The following is a 22,220-nucleotide window of genomic DNA, read 5'->3' as shown; positions in this document are numbered from 1 at the left end:
CGGCGCGGCAGGGAAGTGTCAACTCTCCACACCGCGGCGGCCGCCTTCCTGTGGAGTGTGCACGTAGGTCCGTCCGCCGGACGTCCATAGCGTTCTCGTCCATCACGAACGCGAAGGAGAACCAGTGGCGGCAGACGGTCGTTCCTCCACGCTCGACGTCGACGACACCGGCACGTGGACCGGTGCGGACGCGCACTCGATCGCCACGAAGGTGCGGCGACGCGAGGTCACCGCACGGCGGGTCGTCGAGGACCATCTCGCGCTGATCGCCGACCGGAATCCCCGGCTCACCGCGATCGTCACCGTCGCCGCGGACCGCGCGCTCGCCGAAGCCGACGACCTCGACCGCCGGCTCGACAGCGGGGGTGCGGCCGGTCCACTCGCCGGGGTGCCGTTCACCGTCAAGGACATCGTCGCGACGGCCGGAGTGCGCACGACGGCCGCCTCGTGGGCACTGAGCGAGCACGTCCCCGCCGTCGACGCCCCCGCGGTCGCGGCGCTGCGGGCGGCCGGGGCGATCCTCGTCGGCAAGACCAACACCCCCGAATTCGGCACCTCCGGGCTCACCGACAACGAGCTGTTCGGTCCCACCGTGAACCCCCTCGGCAGCCCGGAGACACCCCGCTCACCCGGCGGGTCGAGCGGCGGTGAAGCGGCCGCGATCGCGTCGGGTATGAGCGTCCTCGGCCTCGGCACCGATTTCGGCGGCTCCGTGCGCTGGCCCGCCCACTGCACCGGTCTGTGCTCGATCCGGCCCACCCCCGGGCGTGTATCCGCGGACGGCCAGTACCCCGGGGTGCTCGACGGTGGCCACGTGCGGGCCAACCCCGTCACGGTGCACGGGACGCTGCAGACCGTCGGTCCGATGGCCCGCAACCTCGCCGACCTCACCCTCGCCCTCCGGGTGATCTCCCAACCGCACCTCGCCTGGACCGATCCCGCCGACGTCGACGTGGACCGGCTCCGCATCGGCTGGGCGCCGGGGGAGGGCACCGTCCCCGTCGACGAGGACATCGTCACCGTCGTCCGGGAGAGCGCACGGCGACTCGGCGCCGTCCCCTACCGGGGAACGGCACTGGCCGAGGGCAACGACCTGTTCGGGCGGCTGCGGGCCACCCAGACCCACGTCGACATCGAGGTGCTCGGCGGCGCCGACCGGTTCGGTGCGGCCGTCCGCGACCTGCTCGCCAACGCCGGCCGGGCCGGGCAGCGGGAGGTCGAGGACCTCTGGGCCGAACGCACCCGCCTCGTCCACCGCCTGCTGGACGAGATGGGGGACGTGCTGGTGCTGCCGGTCGCGTCCATCGGAGCGCCACCGCTCGAGGCGGACCGCTTCGGTGTCGGAGACCGGCTGCTCACCTGGCAGGAGGCGCTGGCGAGCTGCCGCACGATCAGCGTCACCGGTTTCCCGTCCGTCGTCGTCCCCGTCGGCGCGACACGCGACGGCATGCCCGTCGGCGTGCAGGTCGTCGCCCGTCCCTTCCAAGACCATGTCGCGCTGGCCGTCGCCGCGCGCCTGTGAACCGGCTGCAAGGAGGTCGCTGTGCGAGACGTTCTCGGCGAGTTGACGCGGTGGTTCGACGACGGTGAGGTGTTCGCGCTCGCGACCGTCGTGGCCACCTGGAAGTCGTCCCCGCGCGAGCCCGGGGCCGCGATGGCCGTGTCCGGGTCCGGCGAGGTGGTCGGCAGCGTCTCGGGCGGGTGCATCGAGGGGGCGCTGTACGACATCGCCCAGGACGTGCTCGCCGACGGCCGCGGCCGCACCGAGGTCTTCCGCGTCACCGACGACGATGCCTTCGGGGTGAGCCTGACCTGCGGGGGCACCATCGAGGTGTTCGTGCAGCGCGTCGACCGCGCCGGTTATCCGGAGTTCGCGGAGGTGGCGCGGCGGATCGAGGCGGGGGAGCCGGTCGCGGTGGTGACGGACCGTGGCAGCGATCCCGTCCGCCACCGCATCGTCGCCCTCGACGGGGATTTCGGGCACGGGCCCGACGCGGAGGTCCGTCTCCGTCTCGGACAGGGCGAGTCGGAGGTCTATGTCGACGGCGACCACATCGTCGAGCTCTTCGCGCCGCGTCCGCGGATGTACGTCTTCGGGGCCATCGACTTCGCGTCCGCTCTGTGCTCCTTGGGCCGCTTCGCCGGATACCGGGTGACGGTGATCGACGCCCGGCCGGTCTTCGCCACCGCGGCCCGTTTCCCGGATGCCGACGAGATCGTGGTGGCCTGGCCGCACGTCGTCCTCGACTCGGCGCCCGTCGACGCGAGCACCGTGATCGCGGTGCTCACCCACGACGAGAAGTTCGACATCCCGTTGCTCGAGCGGGCGTTGCGCTGCGACGCCGGCTACGTCGGGGCGATGGGGAGTCGTGCGACCCACGAGCGCCGGATCGCGCTGCTGCGCGAGGCGGGGTTGTCGTCGGGTGAGCTGGCGCGGCTGCACTCACCCATCGGTCTCGATCTGGGGGCGCGTACCCCGGAGGAGACCGCCGTGTCGATCCTCGCCGAGGTTCTCGTGAGCACGCGCGGCGCGACCGGCCGCAGTCTCGCCACCCTGCGCGGCCCCATCCATCGCATCCCGGCCGGTCGCCGGGCCCGACCTGCGGCTTGTCCGCCGACCGTTGACGGTGTCGCAGCCGCCCTCTAGTGTCACTGTCTCCCGATAGGGACGAACGACTGGCAGGTGGACGATATCGCTGTGACGGCGCACAAGACGGACGAGCACGGACCCGGCTTCGCTGCCGTGGCCGAACCGTCGTCGCTCGCCGAGGTCCTCGCCTCCGGACTCCTCGCCGTGCCGACGGTGGTCTCCGGCGACGTCTCGGCGGCTCGCCCGGTCACCGCGACCGCCGTGATGATGATCCCGGACATCGGGCCGTGGTTGCAGCGGGGACTGCTGCTGTTCACCTCGACCACCGTCCTCGACCGCCTCGCGGTGCCGATCGAGGACTTCCTGACCCGCCTCGATCGGCAGGAGATCTCGGGACTGGTGATCCGTCTCGACGCGGAGCACCCGCTGCCTCCGGACATCGCCGACGACGCGTCCTTCCCGATCCTGACGACCTCGCAGGACGTCGTCGTGGATCATCCGCTCGCGCACGGTCTCCGCGAGATGGCCACCGCCCAGGTCGAAGCCGTGCTGGAGGCCGATCACCTCCGGCGTGGTCTGTTCGACATCGTCATGGCGGGCGGCGGGCACAAGGCGCTCGCAGAGGGTATCTCCCGCGAACTCGGCGGCGCGGTGCTGATCACCACCCCCGACGGCCGTCAGACCTGCCGGGTCGGAAAGGAATCCGACTTCGAGTGGCTCGCGTCGACGGACGCGGTGGATCCCACGGGGCGGGTGCGGACCGATTCGCTCGAGGGCGGCCTGGGTCTGCACCGTTTCGGTGACGAGTACGTGGCGATCGCTGCGATCTCGGCCAACGGCATCGACCACGGGCGGCTCGTGTTCTTCTGCCCCGCGCGCGACCTCTCGGCAGCGGACCAGTTCCTCGTCGAACAGGCGGCGACGGTGTGTGCGCTCGTCGTCAGCCGCGAGCTCGCGGTCTCGGCTGTCGAGGAGAAACACCGGGCCAACTTCGTGCGGGATCTGTTGCGAGGCCGCGCCGGTGAACCCGAACAGGTGATCGTGCACGCGCAGATGTTCGGCTGGAATCTGGATCGTCCCGTGGTGGTGGTCGCCGTCGAACCCGACCGGGTGGAGGACGATTCGCCGGGAACCCCGGCCCGGTTGCCCGTGGTGGAACGACAGGCCCGGGCGTTCGCGGGGGCCCTGGCCGGCCGCGATGCGGGAGCATCCGTCACGGCACTGGCGACCGAGACGGTCGTGCTCATGGGGCAGGGCACCGACACCATGTCCCTCGTGCACGAACTCGTCGCCCAGGTGCGGGGCGCCGGTGGAGGAGGCCGGCGTCCGTTCGGGGTCGGGGTCTCGCGGGCCTCGTCGTCGACCGACGACCTGCCCACCCTCTATGCGCAGGCGCGCACGGCACTCGAGGTGGGGCGCAAGATCTCCGGACCGTGGGCGGTGACCCATTTCGACGATCTGGGGGTGTACCGGCTGCTGAGCCTGGTCGAGGACACCGAGGAGCTCGAGTCCTTCGCTCGCGAGACGCTCAAGGAGCTGACCGACGACACGGCCGAGGCACAGGACATGTGCCGTACCCTCGAGGTGCTCCTCGCCACCAACATCAACATCGCAGAAGCAGCCCGCCAGTTGCATTTCCATTACAACACCCTGCGTTATCGCGTGGCGAAACTCGAAAAGATCCTCGGCCCGTTCACCGAACAACCCGAACTGCGGCTGGATCTTTCGCTGGCGCTGAAGATCATCGCGATGCGTGGAATCGACTCCTGACGATCAACCACGGATCTTGCCGAATTCCCGAGTCGTCTCCTGGCAGATTCCTCCCACGCCGGACCCCGTTGGCTCGATTAGCGTTTGCGCCTACCGACGTCCACATGTGATCGGCGACACAGGTTCGGTGATCCGCGTGAACTCCATCGGGACCCACACTCTGCTGAAAGGTCCGATCATGCCCATCTGGACAGTGCACGGAGACGGCAAGAACATAGAACCGGGACAGGTCGTGGCGCCGATGGAGCGCCTGAGTTGGGGCCGCACCATCGGCCTGGGTGGTCAGCACGTGGTGTCGATGTTCGGCGCCACTTTCGTCTTCCCCATCATCATGGGACTCAACCCGCAACTGGCAGTCATGCTTTCGGGCTTCTGCACGTTGTTCTTCCTCGCCGTCGTGAAGGGCCGCATCCCCAGCTATCTGGGCACCTCGGCCGCTTTCGTGGGCGGCATCGCCGCGATCTACGCGCAGGGCGGCTCGCCCGCCGAGGTCACCGGCGCCATCATGGTCTCCGGCCTGGTACTCGCCGCGATCGGCGTCGTCATCCATTTCCTCGGCGGCTCCCTGGTTTTCAAGATCCTTCCGCCGGTGGTCACCGGCGCGGTGGTCATGCTCATCGGCTTCAACCTGGCGCCAGTGGTGGCCGGCACCTACTGGCCGCAGGATCAGTGGGTGGCACTGACCGTCATGATCGCCCTGATCGTCGCCAGCGTCGTGCTGCGCGGATTCCTCGGCCGCGTCGCCATTTTCCTGGCCCTGCTGTTCGGCTACGCGCTGTCGTGGATCCTCGACCGCATCAGCGGCCCCATCACCTCCTACGATCCCGGTGCCGAGGCCGTCACCGAACACTTCCGCGTGAACTGGGAGGGTGTCACATCCGCGCCGTGGTTCGGCCTGCCGCCCTTCAGCGACGAGGCCACCGGTGTCGTCGGGATCCACGCCCCGTCGTTCAGCCTCACCTTCATCGTGCTCGTCCTGCCCGGCGTCATCGCCCTGATCGCGGAGAACGCCGGACACGTCAAGGCGGTCGCGGAGATCACCAAGACCGACCTCGACCCGATGATGGGACGTGCCCTGGCCGGTGACGGTCTCGCCACCGCCCTCGCCACGAGCGTCGGCGGTTCACCCACGACGACCTACGCGGAGAACATCGGCGTCATGGCCGCCACCCGCGTGTACTCCACTGCCGCTTACGCCGCCGCCGGTGTCATCGCCATGCTCCTCGGGTTCTCCCCGAAGTTCGGCGCGATCATCTCCGCCACCCCGGGCGGTGTGCTCGGCGGAATCACCGTGGTGCTCTACGGCATCATCGGCCTGCTCGGCGCCAAGATCTGGAAGGAGAACGGTGTCGACTTCGGGGATCCCCGTAATCTCATGCCCGTCGCGGCGGGACTGATCATCGCCATCGGCGACACCAGCCTGCAGATCACCGACACCTTCTCCCTCAGCGGCATCGCACTGGGCACCATCGTCGTCATCGGCCTTTACCACCTCTGCCGGGTCATCGCGCCCAAGGATGACGCGCCCGACGACCCCGGCACCCCCGGTGACCAGCGGAAACCGGACCGGGCGGTGGCCGACCCGGACGGGGAGAGCGACCCGGGGCGCGTCGAGCAACTCGCGTGACCCCCATTACATCTGACATTGTCGAGGGGTGAGCTTTGTCACTTCTCCACGAAACCTCGAGCACACGATGCGGGCAGGATCTTTCCAATGAAACCGTCGCCACTCACCTATCACCGACCGCGGTCGATCGATGAAGCGTGCGAGATCCTCGCGGAGGTCGCACACGAGGGCAAGGTCCTCGCCGGCGGCCAGTCGCTGATCCCTCTGCTGTCGATGCGCCTGGCGGCACCGGCCCATCTCGTCGACATCGGCTCCGTCCCGCGGTTCGATGCGATCTCCGCATCGCCGGAACTCGGGGTCACCTTCGATGCGCTCACCACCCACGCCGCCCTCGAATCCGATCCGGCCGCCGCGCAGGTCCAACCCCTGCTGGGACGGGCCCTGCGGCTCGTGGCGCACCCGACGATCCGCAATCGCGGCACCACCGTCGGCTCTCTCGTCCACGCCGACCCGTCCGCGGAGATGCCCGCCGTCCTGGCACTGCTCGGCGGCGCCGTCACGGTGCGCTCCGTGCGCGGCGTCCGGCAGATCCCCGCCGCCGACCTCTTCGCCGGGCCGCTCGAATCCACCCTCGAGGCCGACGAGATCGCCATCGGTGCGTCGGTGCCGGCGGCACGTCCCGGAACCGGCACCGCCATCGACGAGATCGCACGCCGCCACGGCGACTACGCCCTCGTCGGGGTGGTCGCCCGCGTGCAGGTCGACGACGGCGCGGTGACCTCCGCCCGCATGACCTACGTGTCCGCCGGTGAACTCGGGCAGGTCGTCGACTACACCGACGTCCTGCGCGGCGCCTGCGCGACCGACGCACGCGACCCGCTCTGGCAGCAGGTCGCCGAACTCGCCCGCGAGACCGTCGACACCGAGGCCGACATCCACGCCACCGCCCGCTACCGGTCGCAACTGGTCGCGGCCCTGACCGCCCGGGTCGGCTTCGCGGCCGCGCAGGACGCCGTCCGCGACGACACCCGGACACCGATGCACACGGGAGGACACCGATGACGAGTTCGACGACCGGGGCCGAACAGGCCGACGAACTGCAGGCCGAGACGGGGGAGCAGCACGTCGCGGTGAACTTCACCCTCAACGGCGTCACACAGACGGTGGTGCTGCCCTCGCGCACCCTCGCCTCGGATGCGATCCGCCACCATCTGCGGCAGACCGGTACCCACGTCGGGTGCGAGCACGGAGTGTGCGGTGCGTGCACGGTGCTGCTCGACGGCAAGCCGGTGCGCTCCTGCCTCGTCCTGGCCGCGAGCCTCGAGGGACGGTCGGTGACCACGGTCGAGGGACTCGTCGAACCGGACGGCACCCTGCACCCCGTACAGCAGGCCTTCGTCGACTGTCACGGGCTGCAATGCGGTTTCTGCACACCGGGATTCGTCACCACCATTGCCGCCTTCCTGGAGGAGAACCCGTCCCCCACCCAGGAGGAGGCGACCGAGGCGATCGCCGGCAACCTGTGCCGGTGCACCGGCTACCAGAACATCCGTGCGGCCGTCCTGCGCGCCGCCGAGATCAAGCGTGAACGGTCCGGAGGCTCCCCTCTCGGCCCCGACAGCGAGGCGGCCCGCGCCTCGCTCGACGCCAAGGTCCGCGGCACCACCGCTCCGGTCGGAGGAAAGGCAGGACGTCCATGACCGCCGTCTCCCACCCGTCCGTCCCCCACGCCACCGTCGCACCGGAGGCGCCCGCCGAGACCGCGAGCGCCCCCGCCGGCACCACCGAGTCCGGACGATCCTTCGGAAAACCGATCCCCCGGGTCGAGGACAACCGGCTCGTCAGCGGCAACGGACGCTATCTCGACGATCTCGGGCACGGTGCCCTCGCCGCCGCCTTCGTGCGGTCGCCGCACGCCCACGCCCACATCCGCGGCATCGACGTCGAGGCCGCATTGGAACTGCCCGGCGTGCACGCCATCTACACCTACGAGGACCTCGAGGCCGACTCGCCCGAGATGGCCGAGAACCTTCCGCTGCTGATCCCGCATCCCGCGATCACGGCTCCGCGCAACGGATATCCGCTCGCGAAGGACGAGGTGAACCACGTCGGCGAAGCGATCGTGATGGTGGTGGCCGACAACCGCTACATCGCCGAGGACGCGTGCGCGCTCATCGACGTCGACTACGAGACCCTCCCGGCCGTGGTCGGTATCGAGACCGCTCGTAGTGCCGAGCACACCGTGCACCCCGACGTGCCCGACAACGTCGCCGCCCACCTCCAGCACGGATTCGGCGACATCGAGGCGGAACTCGCCGCAGCCCCGCACCGACTCACCCTCGAGCTCGAGATCGAACGTTCGGCATCGATGCCGATGGAGGGCAAGGGCGTCTACGCCCGCTGGGACGACGACGAGAAGGCCCTGACCTTCTGGACGTCCACCCAGACGTCCACCTCCGCCCGCGCCGCGATCGCCGCACGGCTGGGCATGGCACACAACAAGGTCCACTGCATCGCCCCCGACGTCGGCGGCGGTTTCGGTGTGAAGATCGTCCACCCCTGGCCCGAGGAGGTCATGGTCACCTGGGCCGCCCGCCGGCTCGGACAGGCCGGCATCGCCACCGAGGTGAAGTGGGTCGAGGACCGGCGCGAGCACTTCATCTCCAGTGCCCACGAGCGCGGCCAGATCCACGAGGTCACCGTCGGATTCGACGACGACGGTCGGCTGCTGGCCTTCGACTTCTCGATCTGGCACGACGGCGGCGCCTACCTGCCGTACGGAATCATCGTGCTGCTCAACACCTCCACCCAGGTGCTCGGCCCCTACAAGCCGCGTGCCTTCCGGGTCGACGCCTACTCGCTGTACACCAACACGGTCATCGTCACGCCCTATCGCGGAGCGGGACGGCCCCAGGCGGTGTTCGCGATGGAACGGGCGATGGACGCCATCGCCAAGCACCTCGGCAGGGATGTCCTCGAGATCCGCGAGACCAACTTCATCCGCCCCGAGGAGATGCCCTACGACTTCCACCTGATCTTCCAGGACGGCCGGCCGCTCATCTACGACAGCGGCGACTACCAGGCCGGGATGGACAAACTCAGGAAGCTCATCGGCTGGGACGAGTTCGCGGAGTACAAGGAACGGGCCCGCGCCGAGGGGCGTCGCGTCGGCATCGGCGTGGGTGCGTACGTCGAAGGCACCGGACCCGGCCCGTACGAGGGCGCACACGTGCTCGTCGAGACCTCGGGGAAGGTCAAGGCCGCCACGGGCCTGACCACCCAGGGGCAGGGACACCAGACCTCCTTCGCGCAGATCGTCGCCGACGACCTCGGTGTACCGGTCTCCGACGTCGAGATCGTCACCGGCGACACCCGCCGCTTCGGGTACGCGGTCGGCACGTTCGCCTCCCGTGGTGCCGTGATGTCCGGCTCGGCCTTCCACGTCGCCGCGCAGATGGTGGCGGAGAAGGCGAAGAAGATCGCGTCGGAGCACCTCCACGTGGACGTCGCGGATCTCGAGCTGCGCGGCGGGCAAGTGTGCGTGGTGGGTACCGAACCCGGTGCGGAGGGCACGTCCATCCCTCTCGGGGTGGTGGCCGTGCTGTCGAACCCGCTCCGCTACGCCTTCGACGAGTCGTCTCGTCAGGCAACGGGATTCGCCGGCGCCGAGGTCGACATGTCGAAACCGCCCGTGCCCGAGGGGGAGCAGCCCGGCCTGGAGGCGACCGGCTACTACTCCCCACCCACCTCGACCTTCGCGTCGGGGATCCATGCGGCGATCGTCGAGACCGACCCCGTCACCGCCGAGATCCGGGTGCTCCGGTACGCCGTGGTGCACGACTGCGGCAACGTCATCAACCCACGCATCGTCGAGGGCCAGGTGCAGGGTGCGGTCGCACAGGGCATCGGCGGGGCGCTCTACGAGAGAATCGTCTACGACGAGCACGGACAGATGCTCAACGCGTCGTACATGGACTTCCTCATGCCCTTCGTGACGGAGATGCCCGACTCCCTCGAGATGGACCACACCGTCACCCCGTCCGCGCTCAATCCCCTCGGGATGAAGGGCGCCGGGGAGGCCGGTGTCATCCCGACCTCGGCGGTGATCGCCGCCGCGATCGAGGACGCCGAAGGAATCCCCATCACCCGCATGCCGATTTCCCCCTCGGAGTTGTTCGAGCTGCGTGCGACCCACGCGGCGCCCCGAAACAAGGAGAACGAATGAGAATCGCCGGTACCGCGCAACTGCAGGCACCCCCCGAGGTGGTCTACGACAGCCTGCAGGACGGCCGTGTTCTCGCGGCGACGATCCCGGGCGTGCAGTCGCTCGAGCAGATCAGCGACAACCACTACAAGCTGTCCATCACCGCCGGGGTCGCCTCCATCAAGGGCACCTACGACGGGGAAGTGGTTCTGTCCCAGCAGAATCGTCCCGAATCGTTCGTGATGACGGCGTCGGGAGCCGGTGCGCCGGGCACCGTCAAGGCCGACGTGGCGGTGCGCCTCGAGGAACGCGACGGCGGCACCGTGCTCACCTACGACGCGGACGCGGTCGTCGGCGGCATGGTCGGCGGTGTCGGCCAGCGGATGATCACCGGTGTGGCGAAGAAGATGGCCGGTGTGTTCTTCAACGGCATCGACGGCGTGATCGCCAACGGCCTGCCCGCGGCACCGAGTGCACCCGAAGCCGCAGCCGTCGCGAGCACGAACGGCACCGAGGTCGCCGAGGGTGCGGGTGTGAGGACCACGGCGCTGCCCGTGGCCACCGCGGCGGCTGCCCCGGCTCCGACCGGAACGCCCTCGGCGACAACCGTTCTGCTGTCTGCAGGAGTGGGCGCGGGCATCGCACTGGCGGGCGTCGCCCTGGGAGCGATCCTCGCCCGGCGCTGACCTCTTCGCCGAATCCCCACGGCACCCCCGGACCGTCACGGTCCGGGGGTGCCGTCGTCTGCGGCCGGCAGGTGCACGAACCCCGAACAGGGGGCGGTGAGTTCGGCGAGATGTGACAAAGAAACACCGCCGTTCGGGGAGTGGAATGTCATCAGACGTCAGGTGGGACACCGGCGAGACGAACCCAGGAGGAAACATGGGATCCAGGAAGATTCGGGTCGGTATCGATACCGGCGGAACATTCACCGACGTGGTCGCGGTGGACGACGAGTCCGGCGCCATCGTCACCACGAAGACACCGTCGACACCGCAGGATCCGGCCATCGGCTTCCTCGCCGGCATCGAGAAGGTCCTCGCGCAGCTCGGTGAGACCGGCGACGCGATCGACGCCGTCAGCCACGGCACCACCGTCGCGACCAACAAGCTCCTCGAGGGCAAGGTCGGCACACTCGGTTTCATCACCACCGAGGGCTACGAACACGTCCTCGAGATCGCCCGCCAGTCCGTTCCCGACGGCTACGGCAACTCGTACTTCTGGGTCAAGCCCGACCGCATCGTACCGGCCGACCGCGTTCGCACCATCCGCGGCCGTCTCGCATACGACGGCAGCGAGATCCGTCCTCTGAACGAGGACGATGTCCGTGCCGCCGCCCGCTTCTTCAAGGACCGCGAGATCCTCACCGTCGGCGTGTGCCTCATGCACTCCTACGCCAACCCCGAGCACGAGCGCCGTGTCCGCGACATCCTCGTGGAGGAGTACCCCGAGGCGACCGTGAGCATCTCCAGCGAGGTGCTGCGCGAGTACCGCGAGTACGAGCGGTCCATCACGACCCTCGTCGACGCCGCGGTCAAGCCCAACATCCGCAACTACGTCAACAACATCGCGAACCGTCTGCGCGAGTTCTCCTCCGCCGAGGGCGAGCAGCGCGACATCCCGTTCTACGTGATGAAGTCCAACGGCGGCGTGCTCTCGGCCGAGGAGGTCGTGCACCAGCCGATCACCACCGTGCTCTCCGGCCCCGCGGCCGGTGCCCTGGGCGCGGCCCTGATCGCCGGTGTCGCCGGTGTCGACCAGGTGCTGACCTGCGACGGTGGCGGCACCTCCACGGACGTCACCGTGGTGGTCGGCGGCGAGCCGGCACTCACCACGGAAGGTCGCGTGGGTGTCTACCCGTCCAAGATCCCGATGATCGACGTGGTGACCGTCGGCGCCGGTGGCGGTTCCATCGCCTGGATGACCCCCGAGGGCACCCTGCGTGTCGGCCCGCAGTCGGCCGGCGCCGATCCCGGGCCCCTGTGCTACGGCAAGGGCGGCAACGAGCCGACCATCACCGACGCCCACGTCCTGCTCGGCCGCATCCCTCCCCACCTGCTCGGTGGTGAGATCCCGCTCGACACCGAGCTCGCCCGCAAGGGCGTCGAGGAGCTCGCGCACAGTCTCGGCCTCGAGTTCGAGGCGTGCGCCACGGGCATCCTCGAGGTGTCGGCCTGGAACCAGGCCAATGCGCTGCGCCAGATCACCGTCAAGCGCGGTCTCGACGTCCGCGACTTCACCCTGGTGACCTTCGGTGGTTCCGGTTCGCTGCTGGCCTGCCGCCTCGTCGACATCCTCGGTCTCAAGGACGTCCTCGTGCCGCTCAATCCCGGCAACGTCTCGGCCTTCGGTCTGCTCACCGTCGACGTCCGCAACGACTACGTGCAGACGCACGTCAGCCGCCACGACCGGTTGAAGATCGACGAGCTGCAGGCCGGGCTCGACGCCCTCGCGGCCGAGGCCGAACGTGCCCTGGAGGAGGAGGGTTTCGGTCCCGAACAGCGGCAGTACGCCCGCTCGGCCGACCTGCGCTACTTCGGCCAGGCCTTCGAGGTGCGCGTGCCGGTGGGCGACGGTCCCATCACCCAGGAACTGATGGACGAGACGGCCGAACGCTTCCACCGGGCCCACCGCGAGCTCTACGGCTACGACTTCCGCAACGATCCCCACCAGCACGTGGAATGGGTCAACCTCCGCGTCAGCGGAATCGGGCCGATCAAGCGACCGGAACTTTCCGAGATCGCCCCGGGCACGGGCGCGGACGCCGCCCTCACCGGCACCCGCGAGGCGTACTTCGACGAGTGGGTCACCACCCGTGTGTACGATCGCGCCCGCCTCGGCGCCGGCGACGAACTCGAAGGTCCCGCCGTGATCGAGGAATTCAGCTCGACCATCCCGGTCCACCCCGGATTCCGGGCTCGCATCGACTCTTTCGGCAACATCCGCCTCACCAAGACATCCGACTCGAACGGAGCCACCCGATGACTGCGACTCTCGAACCCGCCGCGGCCACGACGCGCAAGCCCTTCCGGTTGACCGACGCTTCGGGCACCGCTCCCGATCCGGTGCTCGTGGAGATCGTCGCCGGCTACCTCGCCAGTGTCGAGATGGAGGTGGAGACCTCCATCTCCCGGACCTCGCGCTCGCCGATGATCCGCGACGCCCACGACTTCCGGGCCGGCATCCACGACCGCAACCTGCGCAAGCTCACCGGGCGTTCGTACTCGGCACTCGTGCATCCGGTGGCGCGGGACTTCCCGCTCGAGACGATGAAGCCCGGCGACGTCTTCTTCCACAACGACGTCTACCTCTCCGAAGGCGGCATCGGCCACCTCCCCGACCTGTGTGTCACCGTCCCGGTCTTCGCGACCCGCCCCGGCGACACCGAGCCCTCGGTCGTCGCGTTCGTGCAGGCCTTCGGCCACCACGACGACATCGGTGGTTGCTGCCCCGGCTCCATGCCTTCGGGTGCGACCACGGTGTACGAGGAGGGACTGATGGTCCCGCCGATCAAGCTGTGGGACCAGGGCGTTCCGAACGAGGCGGCGCTGCGGATCATGACCCGCAACTCCCGCATGCCCGACTCGCTCGCCGCCGACCTCGACGCCGAGTGCTCGGCGTGCCTCATGGGTGCGCGCCGGCTGTCGGAGCTGTTCGAGCGCTACGGCGTCGAGACGGTCGAGGCCTGCTTCGACGCGATCCTCGACGCCACCACGGAGACGTACCGACGCGAGATCCTCAGCAAGATCCCGGTGGGCACGTACACCTGGGAGGACTACGCCGAGCACGACGGCGTGGACGAGCCCATGCTGCACGTGCAGCGCATCACCCTCACCAAGACCTCCCCGGAGGACGAGGGTGGCGAGCGTCTGATCCTGGACTTCAACGGCACCGGTCCGCAGGCGAAGGGCCCGATCAACCACTGCGGTGACTACGCCGACGGAAACTTCCTCATCAAGTGGCTGGCGCCGATCCTCCGCAACCTGGCCGACACCCCGGACCGCATGGCGGAACTGGACGTCAACGAGGGCGTGGTGCCGCTGATCGAGATGAAGTTCCCGGAGCCGGGCACGCTCATCACGCCGATCTTCCCCGCTCCCACCAACGCTCGTACGTTCGTGATCCTGCGTCTGCTCGGTGTGCTCTCCGGTGTGGTCGCCAAGGCGGTCGACGGCAACATGCCCGCCGACCAGGAGACCATCCGCTACACCGGTGTGTACGGCGAGGACTTCGACGGCCACTCCTACCTCATGCGTGAGGTGCTCGGCGGTGGTTCCGGTGGTCGGCACTACGCCGACGGGGAGGACACCATCCACGTGGTGCCCGACTCGCGGAACCTGCCCACGGAGTTCACCGAGAGCCGTTTCCCGTTCATCGTCGAGAAGCTCGGTCTGGCTATCGATTCCGGCGGAGCCGGTCGCTACCGCGGTGGTCTCGGCTACGAGAAGCACATCCGCATGCTCAAGGACGCGAACTTCATGTCCATCGCGGACCGTTCGATCCTCGCGTGCTGGGGCGTCAAGGGTGGCAAGGCCGGAAAGCCGTTCTCCGTCACCCTCGATCCCGGCGGGCCGGACGAGCGCGAGTTCGACGCCCTCACCGACGCCGAGCCGATCAGGGCCGGACAGGTCGTGCGTATCCGCACCACCGGCGGCGGTGGCTGGGGCGACCCGCTCGATCGCCCGATCGACGAGGTGGTCCGGGACGTGCTGTGGCGCAAGGTGTCCGTCGAGGGTGCCCGCGACGACTACGGTGTGATCCTGAAGGACACCTCGGTCGACGAACCCGTAGCCGACGTCGAGGCCACCGAGGCGCTGCGGGAGCGGATGCGCGCCGAGCGCGGCGAGGAGGAACCCTTCTTCGACCGCGGTCCCGGTTACGCCCGCCTGTCGGGTGGTGCCGAGTTCGCCGAGTACGACTTCATCGGCAACTGATGTCGACGACGGCCGAACTCTCCCGCGGCACCGATCTCGCAGTGATCGGTGCCGCGGGGAAGACCGGGACGGCTGTCGTCGCGGCGCTGGAGACCGCCGGCACGCCCCCCGTCCGCCGAGTGGTGCACACCGCCCGGCGGACGGGGGATCGTGCTGTCGACCTCGAGACCGGGGCCGGGCTCGCCGAGGCGCTGTCGGGGTGCAGCGGTGTGTACTTCATCGGCCCCAACATGCATCCCGACGAACCGGCCCTGTTCGCGCGGTTCCTGCGGGCGGCGACCGAGGCCGGGGTCGACCACGTCGTCTACCACTCGGTGGCCTGGCCCTACACCCCGGCGATGCCGCACCACCTCGACAAGGCGCGCTGCGAGGACCTGCTGCACACCGCCGAACGGGTGCGCTGGACGGTACTGCAGCCGTGTGCCTACGCCGAGAACTTCGCGGCGGTGCTCGACGGGACCACCGACCTGCTCGAGGTCCCCTACGATCCGGACGCCCCCTTCTCGTTCGTCGCCCTCTCGGACGTCGCGGACGTCGCGGCCCGTGTCCTGATCGAAGGAGCGGACGTCCACCACGGAGCCACCTACGAACTCGGGGGACCGGAGGCGATCGGTGTCCGGCAGCTGGGCACCGCGACGGGACGGCCGGTCGCGGTGCGGCAGGTGTCCTTCGCGGAATGGGAGCGACGGCACGGCGCCATGCTGTCCGCCGGGACACGGGCACGGCTGCGCGCGATGTTCGACTTCTACGACCGGCACGGCTTCGTCGCCGGTAGCACGACCCTGACCGCACTGCTGGGCCGGGAACCCACCCGCATCACCGACCTCGCGCCGCGGATCCCCGGTCCCACGCCCGCAGGTGGTGTAGGAAGGGGAACGTGACCGATCGCTCCACCGCCGGCCGCGGCGCCGCCGAAACCCTGCCCGCACCCGTGCTCATCGCCGTCGACGAGGACAGCGGCATCGGCGTGCTCACCCTCGCCCGGCCCCGGCAGCGCAATCCCCTGTCGGTGGCCACCATGCGCGAGGTCGTCGCCGGTCTGACCGCTCTGTCGGCGAACACCAAGGTGATCGTGATCCGCGCGGAGGGCCCGGTCTTCTCCGCCGGTCACGACCTGCGGGAGATGATCGGCCGCACCCTCGACGAGGAACGTGCGATCTTCGAGACCTGCAACGAGATGATGCGCACCGTGCAGTCGATCCCGCAGCCGGTGATCGCGTCGGTGCAGGGTGCGGCGGTCGCCGCGGGCTGCCAGCTCGTCGCGGCGTGCGACCTTGCGGTGGCGGCGACGGACGCCGAGTTCGGCACCCCGGGTGTGCGAATCGGCCTGTTCTGCTCGACCCCGATGGTCGCGGTCAGCCGTGCGATCGGACGCAAGCGGGCGCTGCAGCTGCTGCTCACCGGCGACACCATCGACGCGCGGACGGCGGCGGACTGGGGGCTGGTGAACTTCGTCGTGGAACCGGAAGCGCTCGAGACCGCCACCACCGAGCTCGCCCTGAAGATCGCGTCGGCCTCCCCGGCGACGGTCCGCATCGGCAAGGAGGCCTTCTACCGGCAGGTCGACCTGCCGCAGGACACCGCCTACGCGGCGATGGCGGAGACGATGGCCTCCAACGCGATGATCGAGGACGCCCAGGAGGGCATGACGGCGTTCGTGGAGAAGCGCGCTCCGGTCTGGCGGGGCCGGTGAAGCTGAGCGATCGCTAGGTCTGGATATTTGGTTGGACGTCCTATAACCTTCGCTTCCATGACCACGGACCCTCGTCAGAGCACCGTCGACGGCATCCTGCACCGCACCGCCGCCCGCTACCCCCAGCGCGTCGCGCTCCGCTTCGGCGACCGGCAGTTCACCTACCGGGAACTCGACGAAGCGGTCACCCGCGCCGCCGCCCACCTGCTGTCGCTCGGCCTGGCCAAGGGCGACCGCGTGGCCGCCTACGGCACCAACTCCGATGCCTACGCCCTCGGCTATCTCGCCGCCGCCCGCGCCGGGCTCGTGCACGTACCGATCAACTACGCCCTGCGGGGGGAGGAACTGTCGTACCTGCTCGGCCAGTCCGGCGCGAAGGCGGTGCTGGTGGACCCGGTGCTGCGCGACAACCTCGACGCCGTCCTGGCCGGCGTGCCCGCCGAGACCGTCGTCCCGCTCCGCGACGCCGACGACTCCCTGCTCACGGTCGCGCGGACCGGTGAGGTGCCCACCCTCGACGTGACGGTGGCCGACACCGACCTCGTGCAGTTGCTCTACACCTCGGGGACCACCTCGAAGCCCAAGGGCGCCATGATGACCCACCGTGCCCTGATCTTCGAGTACATGTCGTCGATCGACGCCCTCGACCTGTCGGCCGGCGACGACCCGCTCGTGTGCATGCCGCTCTACCACTCCGCCGCCATGCACGTCTTCCTGCTGCCCTACCTCGCGGTGGGCGCGACCGTGCGACTGCTGCCCGCCCCCGACGTCGCCGAGATCCTCCGCCTCGTCGAGGAGGAACGCATCGGCGCGCTGTTCCTCGCCCCGACGGTGTGGGTGCCGCTGACCAACCACCCCGATCTCGACAACCGCGACCTGTCGTCACTGCGCAAGGCCCAGTACGGGGCGTCGATCATGCCGGTCACGGTGCTCGAACGGCTCCGTGCCCGCTATCCCGAACTCGGCTTCTACAACTGCTTCGGCCAGTCCGAGATCGGGCCGCTCGCCACCGTGCTGCGACCCGAGGAGCACGACGCCCGTCCTGCCTCGTGCGGTCGCGCGGTGATGTTCGTCGAGACTCGCATCGTGGACTCGGACGGCAACGACGTGCCCGACGGCGAACCCGGCGAGATCCTGTACCGCTCACCGCAACTGTGCCTCGGCTACTGGGACAACCCCGAGGCCACCGCGGAGGCCTTCCGCGACGGCTGGTTCCACTCCGGCGACCTCGTCACCCGCGACTCCGAAGGCTTCATCACCGTCGTCGACCGCATCAAGGACGTCATCAACACCGGCGGCATCCTCGTCGCCTCCCGCGAGGTCGAGGACGCGATCTACACGCACCCGGCCGTCGCCGAGGTCGCCGTGATCGGCACGCCCGACGAGAAGTGGATCGAGGCCGTGACCGCGGTCGTCGTGCTCAAGGAGGGCCATGCCCTCGACGAGGGCGAGCTGATCGACCACGTCAAGCAGCGCCTCGCACCGTTCAAGGTGCCCAAGGCCGTTCGCTTCGTCGACACCCTGCCGCGCAACCAGAGCGGCAAGCTCCTCAAGCGCGAGCTGCGCGGTTCCTGACGCCCCCGCGACCGAAACACTCCGAGAAGGAAACGACATGTCCATGGCGAAGAAGTACATCCCCTCCTGGCACGACGACGAGGTCTCTGCCGTCTACGATCTCGCGCGCGAGTTCTTCGAGCGCGAGGTGATGGCCAAGTCGGAGAAGTGGGAGTCGCAGCGCCGCATCGATCGCGAGGTGTGGCTCGAGGCCGGAAGGCTCGGCCTGCTCTGCTGCTCGATTCCGGAGGAATACGGCGGCGGCGGAGGAACTTTCGCGCACGACCTCGCCGTCTTCGAGGCGCAGGGCTATTCCGGCGATCTCGCCTTCGGCAACTCCGTGCACAGCGGCATCGTCGCCCATTACATCCTCGAGTACGGCAACGAGGAGCAGAAGAAGACCTGGCTGCCGGGCATGGCCACCGGTGAGATCCTCGGCGCCATCGGCATGTCCGAACCCGGCGCGGGCTCGGACCTCAAGGCCATCAAGACCACCGCGGTGCGCGACGGCGACCACTACGTCGTCAACGGCTCGAAGACCTTCATCACCAACGGTTCGTCGGCCGACGTCATCGTCCTCGCCGTCAAGACCGACCCGAAGGCCGGCGCCAAGGGCGTGTCGCTGCTCATCGTCGACCTGCGCGACACCCCCGGGTTCTCGGTGGGCCGCGTGCTCGACAAGGTCGGCCAGCACGCCGCCGACACCTCCGAACTGTCGTTCGTCGACGTGCGGGTGCCCGTGACCAACCTGCTCGGCGAGACCGAGGGCCTCGGCTTCGGGCAGCTCATGGCGCAGCTCGTGCAGGAACGCCTCATCATCGGCGCCCAGGCCGCCGGCGCGATGGAGCGGGCCGTCGAGGAGACCGTGCGCTACACCAAGGCGCGACAGGCCTTCGGCCACAGCCTCTTCGAGTTCCAGAACACCGCCTTCGAACTCGCCGAGTGCCAGACCATCGCACGCACCAGCCGCGTCTTCCTCGACCACTGCATCGAACAGCACCTGAAGGGCGAACTCGACGCGTCCGACGCCGCGATGGTCAAGTACTGGCTGACCGACAAGCAGTGCGAGGTCATCGACCGCTGCGTGCAGCTGCACGGCGGCTACGGCTACATGCGCGAATACCTCATCGCCCGCATGTACGAGGACGCGCGTGTGCAGCGGATCTACGCCGGCGCCAACGAGGTGATGAAGCAGATCATCGCGCGGGCGTTGTAGGGGAGCGGCTACCTCACCACGGACGGCTGGTGGTGAGGTACTCCGCCATCTCCTGACTCAACCGGCGATGGGCGCGACGGTGCTCGGCGCGCTCGTCGCCGGACTGGTTGAGGCGGCGCTCCTCCTCGGACTCCGGGAGCACCGGGGGCACCGGGGTGGGGTGACCGTCGTCGTCGATCGCCACGAAGGTGAGGAAGGCCGTCGCGGCGATGCGCCGCTCACCGCTGCGCAGGTTCTCGGCGGTGACCTTGACGAACACCTCCATCGAACTGCGGCCGGTCCACGTCACGAACGATTCGAGGCACACCGAGTCCGACGGACGCACGGGCTCGAGGAAGGCGACCGAGTCGGTCGACGCCGTCACGACCGAGGCGCGACTGTGACGTGTCGCGGAGATCGAGGCGGTCATGTCGATGTCGCTCATCAGTTTCCCGCCGAACAACGTGTTGTGGTCGTTGACGTCGTTGGGAAAAACCCTGCTGGTCTTGATGACTCGTGATTCTCGGCAAGGTTTGGCCTGCACCCGTGGTCCTTTCGTAGAACGCGCTCCCGGGATCTCCGGTACCCGCACGTTCCAAGCCTACGACGGCCGCGCGGCGATCTGCGCCGGGTGGGTGTGATACTGGACAAGTCGTGTGAGCATCGACACGAGCTGCTCCCGCTCGGCGTCGTCGAGGGGAGCGAAGGCCTCCTCCTGCGCCTCGGTGAGCCGGCGATCGAGATCGAACAACCGGTTGCGGCCCCGGCGCGTGAGGCTGACGACGTTGCGCCGCCGATCGGTCGGATCGGGGGCGCGTTCGACGAAACGCCGGTCGGCGAGCGCGTCGACGGTGCCCGCCACGTCGCTGCGGTCGAGACTGCAGCGCCGCGCGAGATCGATCTGGCTGGACGGCCCGTACTCCTCGAGCGCGGCGAGGACCCGGTAGTGGTGCCCGCGGGCGTCGGCGGCGTCGAGCCGGTCGAACACGACCCGGTGGACGTGTCGCGCCGCCTGTGTCATCAGGAAGCTGGGGAGGTGCCCGAGGCGTTCCGGGCCGGCCGCATCGTCGGTGGCGGACATGGCACCGAGTCTACGAGGCGTGCCTCCGGGCAGCGAGAGCCAGGTCACCTTCCGCGGTGATCCGTGATCGGGGTCCGCGGGCCGCGTTTCGGAACCCGCGCGTAACCGCCGGACTCGACGATCAACCGGACCGCCCGGTGACGGTGCGGGCGGAGCGGCTCGAGGTGCTCGATCATGCCCGCGTCGTCGAGAGGCCGGCCCAGCAGCGACCAGCCGACCACCTTCGCGAGGTGGTAGTCGCCGACGGAGAGCGCGTCGCTGTCGCCGAAGGCACGCTGCGCCACCTCCGCGGCCGTCCACACCCCCACCCCGGGGACGGACCGCAGCTTCCGCCGGGCCTCGGCGGGCGTGCACCGGACGAGACGTTCGAGGGAGTCGGCGAGCTGCGCGCAGCGCACCACGGTCCGGGCGCGACCGGGATCGACGTTCGCGCGATGGAACTCCCAGGACGGAACCACCCGCCAGACCTGTGCGGCGGGCGGCACCCGCATCCCTTCCGGCGCCGGCCCGGGCGCCGGATCGCCGAACCGGGTGACCAGGCGCCGCCACGAGGCGAACGCCGCGACCCCGTGCACGCGCTGTTCGAGGATCGCGGGGACGAGGGACTCGAGCACCCGGCCGGTGCGGGGGATGCGCAACGCGGGCAGCCGCCGGTGTGCCTCGGCGAGCGCCGGATGGTCGGGTGCGAAACCGGAAGGGTCGTCGTCGGCGCCGAGCAGGGCGGGCAGCCGGTCGAGCAGCTCCGGGGCGCCCGGCCCCCAGGCGAGACACCACGCGCCGTGCGGGCCGTCCTGGGTGAGCCGGTAGGTGACGGGTCCGGAATCCATCCGGGAGGTCCGCCAGACCGTCGTTCCGTCGGTGCGATGGCAGGGGTCGTAGGGGCCGCGCTGCAGCGGCCGCAGGGAGCGCACGACGTCGACGGGCCGGGGGATGCGCACACGTGCCTCGAGCGGGCCGGTGCCGACGGTCGGGGTCGCGCCGCCCGGGGCGCACACGCCGGGTCGTCCTCCCTCGCCGGACACGGTCACCTCCATACCGTACTCCGGGATGTCGCGCCGACTTTCGCCGTGTCGGAGGGTAGGGATATGGTCGGGCGCATGATCATCGTGAGCACCGACGGATCCTGCCTGCGCAATCCCGGTGGCGCCATCGGATGGGCGTGGGTCAATCACGAAGGCCCCAGTGCGTCGGGTGGCGAGCGCTCGGGGACGAATCAGATCGCGGAACTCAGGGCGCTGCTCGAGGCCCTGAAGGCCCATCCCGGTTCCGAGCCGATGATCATCGAGTCCGATTCGCAGTACGCCATCAAGTGCGCCTCCGAGTGGCTGCCCGGCTGGAAGCGCAAGGGGTGGAAGACGGCGACCGGCGCGCCGGTGAAGAACCTCGACCTCGTCCGTGCGATCGACCGCGAGCTCACCGAGCGGGCCGGGCCGGTGCGGTTCCGCTGGGTGCGCGGCCACGTCGGCAACCACTTCAACGAGCTGGCCGACACCCTCGCCGGGCAGGCTGCCCGCGAGATCGCGGCGAAGCCAGGGCCGATCGAGGTGCCCACCGTCGCGCCGGCCGAGCGCGCTCCGTCGAAGCGGGTCGACGACGCCGAACTGACCCTCTTCTGACGTTCCGCGGGCCGCG

At 69.5% G+C, this 22,220-nt stretch carries 18 protein-coding genes; 15 read left to right on the top strand and 3 right to left on the bottom strand.

The window, feature by feature from the left end; all coding sequences use genetic code 11:
- The first annotated feature begins 124 nt into the window (after positions 1-124).
- From OED52_RS19055 to OED52_RS18990, 14 genes are all read left to right on the top strand, one after another.
- Positions 125-1,522, top strand: coding sequence for an amidase (locus OED52_RS19055; protein ID WP_264152380.1), 1,398 nt, complete (start codon positions 125-127; stop codon positions 1,520-1,522).
- A gap of 21 nt (positions 1,523-1,543) precedes the next feature.
- Positions 1,544-2,647 carry an XdhC family protein gene (locus OED52_RS19050; protein ID WP_264152379.1) on the top strand — a complete coding sequence of 368 codons (1,104 nt, stop codon included), beginning with the start codon at positions 1,544-1,546 and terminating at the stop codon, positions 2,645-2,647.
- 51 nt (positions 2,648-2,698) lie between these two features.
- Complete coding sequence (locus OED52_RS19045; protein ID WP_413247689.1) at positions 2,699-4,360, top strand: helix-turn-helix domain-containing protein; 1,662 nt, start codon at positions 2,699-2,701, stop codon at positions 4,358-4,360.
- A gap of 178 nt (positions 4,361-4,538) precedes the next feature.
- Positions 4,539-5,987, top strand: a complete 1,449-nt coding sequence (locus OED52_RS19040; RefSeq protein ID WP_264152378.1) for a uracil-xanthine permease family protein — start codon at positions 4,539-4,541, stop codon at positions 5,985-5,987.
- An 87-nt stretch (positions 5,988-6,074) separates the two neighbouring features.
- Positions 6,075-6,989: an FAD binding domain-containing protein gene (locus OED52_RS19035; protein ID WP_264152377.1), complete on the top strand. Its 915-nt coding sequence runs from the start codon at positions 6,075-6,077 to the stop codon at positions 6,987-6,989.
- Positions 6,986-7,627: a (2Fe-2S)-binding protein gene (locus tag OED52_RS19030; RefSeq protein WP_264152376.1), complete on the top strand. Its 642-nt coding sequence runs from the start codon at positions 6,986-6,988 to the stop codon at positions 7,625-7,627. Before OED52_RS19035 ends, OED52_RS19030 begins: the two co-directional genes overlap by 4 nt.
- The gene (gene cutA, locus OED52_RS19025) at positions 7,624-10,152 is read left to right on the top strand and encodes an aerobic carbon-monoxide dehydrogenase large subunit (RefSeq protein WP_264152375.1); all 2,529 of its coding nucleotides are present in this window, start codon (positions 7,624-7,626) and stop codon (positions 10,150-10,152) included. Before OED52_RS19030 ends, cutA begins: the two co-directional genes overlap by 4 nt.
- Positions 10,149-10,817 (top strand): SRPBCC family protein, encoded by a 669-nt coding sequence (locus OED52_RS19020; RefSeq protein WP_264152374.1) that lies wholly within the window; start codon positions 10,149-10,151, stop codon positions 10,815-10,817. Before cutA ends, OED52_RS19020 begins: the two co-directional genes overlap by 4 nt.
- A 196-nt stretch (positions 10,818-11,013) precedes the next feature.
- Entirely contained in the window at positions 11,014-13,116 is a 2,103-nt protein-coding gene (locus OED52_RS19015; RefSeq protein ID WP_264152373.1) for a hydantoinase/oxoprolinase family protein, read from the top strand.
- Positions 13,113-15,065: a hydantoinase B/oxoprolinase family protein gene (locus tag OED52_RS19010; protein WP_264152372.1), complete on the top strand. Its 1,953-nt coding sequence runs from the start codon at positions 13,113-13,115 to the stop codon at positions 15,063-15,065. Before OED52_RS19015 ends, OED52_RS19010 begins: the two co-directional genes overlap by 4 nt.
- The gene (locus OED52_RS19005) at positions 15,065-15,946 is read left to right on the top strand and encodes an NmrA family NAD(P)-binding protein (protein ID WP_264152371.1); all 882 of its coding nucleotides are present in this window, start codon (positions 15,065-15,067) and stop codon (positions 15,944-15,946) included. The genes OED52_RS19010 and OED52_RS19005 overlap by 1 nt, the downstream gene beginning before the upstream one ends.
- Before the next feature lie 38 nt (positions 15,947-15,984).
- A complete protein-coding gene (locus OED52_RS19000) occupies positions 15,985-16,758 on the top strand; it encodes an enoyl-CoA hydratase (RefSeq protein ID WP_264154773.1) in 774 nt (257 codons plus the stop codon).
- 57 nt (positions 16,759-16,815) lie between these two features.
- Positions 16,816-18,333 (top strand): acyl-CoA synthetase, encoded by a 1,518-nt coding sequence (locus tag OED52_RS18995; RefSeq protein WP_264152370.1) that lies wholly within the window; start codon positions 16,816-16,818, stop codon positions 18,331-18,333.
- 43 nt (positions 18,334-18,376) lie between these two features.
- On the top strand, positions 18,377-19,528 hold the full coding sequence (locus OED52_RS18990; protein WP_264154772.1) for an acyl-CoA dehydrogenase family protein: 1,152 nt from the start codon (positions 18,377-18,379) through the stop codon (positions 19,526-19,528).
- Positions 19,529-19,541: 13 nt separating this feature from the next.
- Here the strand turns inward: OED52_RS18990 and OED52_RS18985 are convergent, their stop codons facing one another.
- Genes OED52_RS18985 through OED52_RS18975 form a run of 3 tightly spaced genes read right to left on the bottom strand, consistent with a single transcriptional unit; the run spans position 19,542 to position 21,616 of the window.
- Positions 19,542-20,051 carry an acyl-CoA thioesterase gene (locus OED52_RS18985; RefSeq protein ID WP_264152369.1) on the bottom strand — a complete coding sequence of 170 codons (510 nt, stop codon included), beginning with the start codon at positions 20,049-20,051 and terminating at the stop codon, positions 19,542-19,544.
- Between the two features lie 57 nt (positions 20,052-20,108).
- On the bottom strand, positions 20,109-20,588 hold the full coding sequence (locus tag OED52_RS18980; RefSeq protein ID WP_264152368.1) for a MarR family winged helix-turn-helix transcriptional regulator: 480 nt from the start codon (positions 20,586-20,588) through the stop codon (positions 20,109-20,111).
- 44 nt (positions 20,589-20,632) lie between these two features.
- Positions 20,633-21,616 (bottom strand): DNA-3-methyladenine glycosylase family protein, encoded by a 984-nt coding sequence (locus OED52_RS18975; protein WP_413247688.1) that lies wholly within the window; start codon positions 21,614-21,616, stop codon positions 20,633-20,635.
- 69 nt (positions 21,617-21,685) lie between these two features.
- Between OED52_RS18975 and OED52_RS18970 the strand changes: the two genes are divergently transcribed.
- A complete protein-coding gene (locus tag OED52_RS18970) occupies positions 21,686-22,204 on the top strand; it encodes a ribonuclease H family protein (RefSeq protein WP_264152367.1) in 519 nt (172 codons plus the stop codon).
- Positions 22,205-22,220: the final 16 nt, after the last annotated feature.

Source organism: Rhodococcus sp. Z13 (genome assembly GCF_025837095.1).
In the GTDB taxonomy this organism is placed as follows: Bacteria; Actinomycetota; Actinomycetes; order Mycobacteriales; family Mycobacteriaceae; genus Rhodococcus; species Rhodococcus sacchari.
Note: the sequence above shows the minus strand (reverse complement) of the source record. Positions and strands in the feature narration are given on the sequence as shown.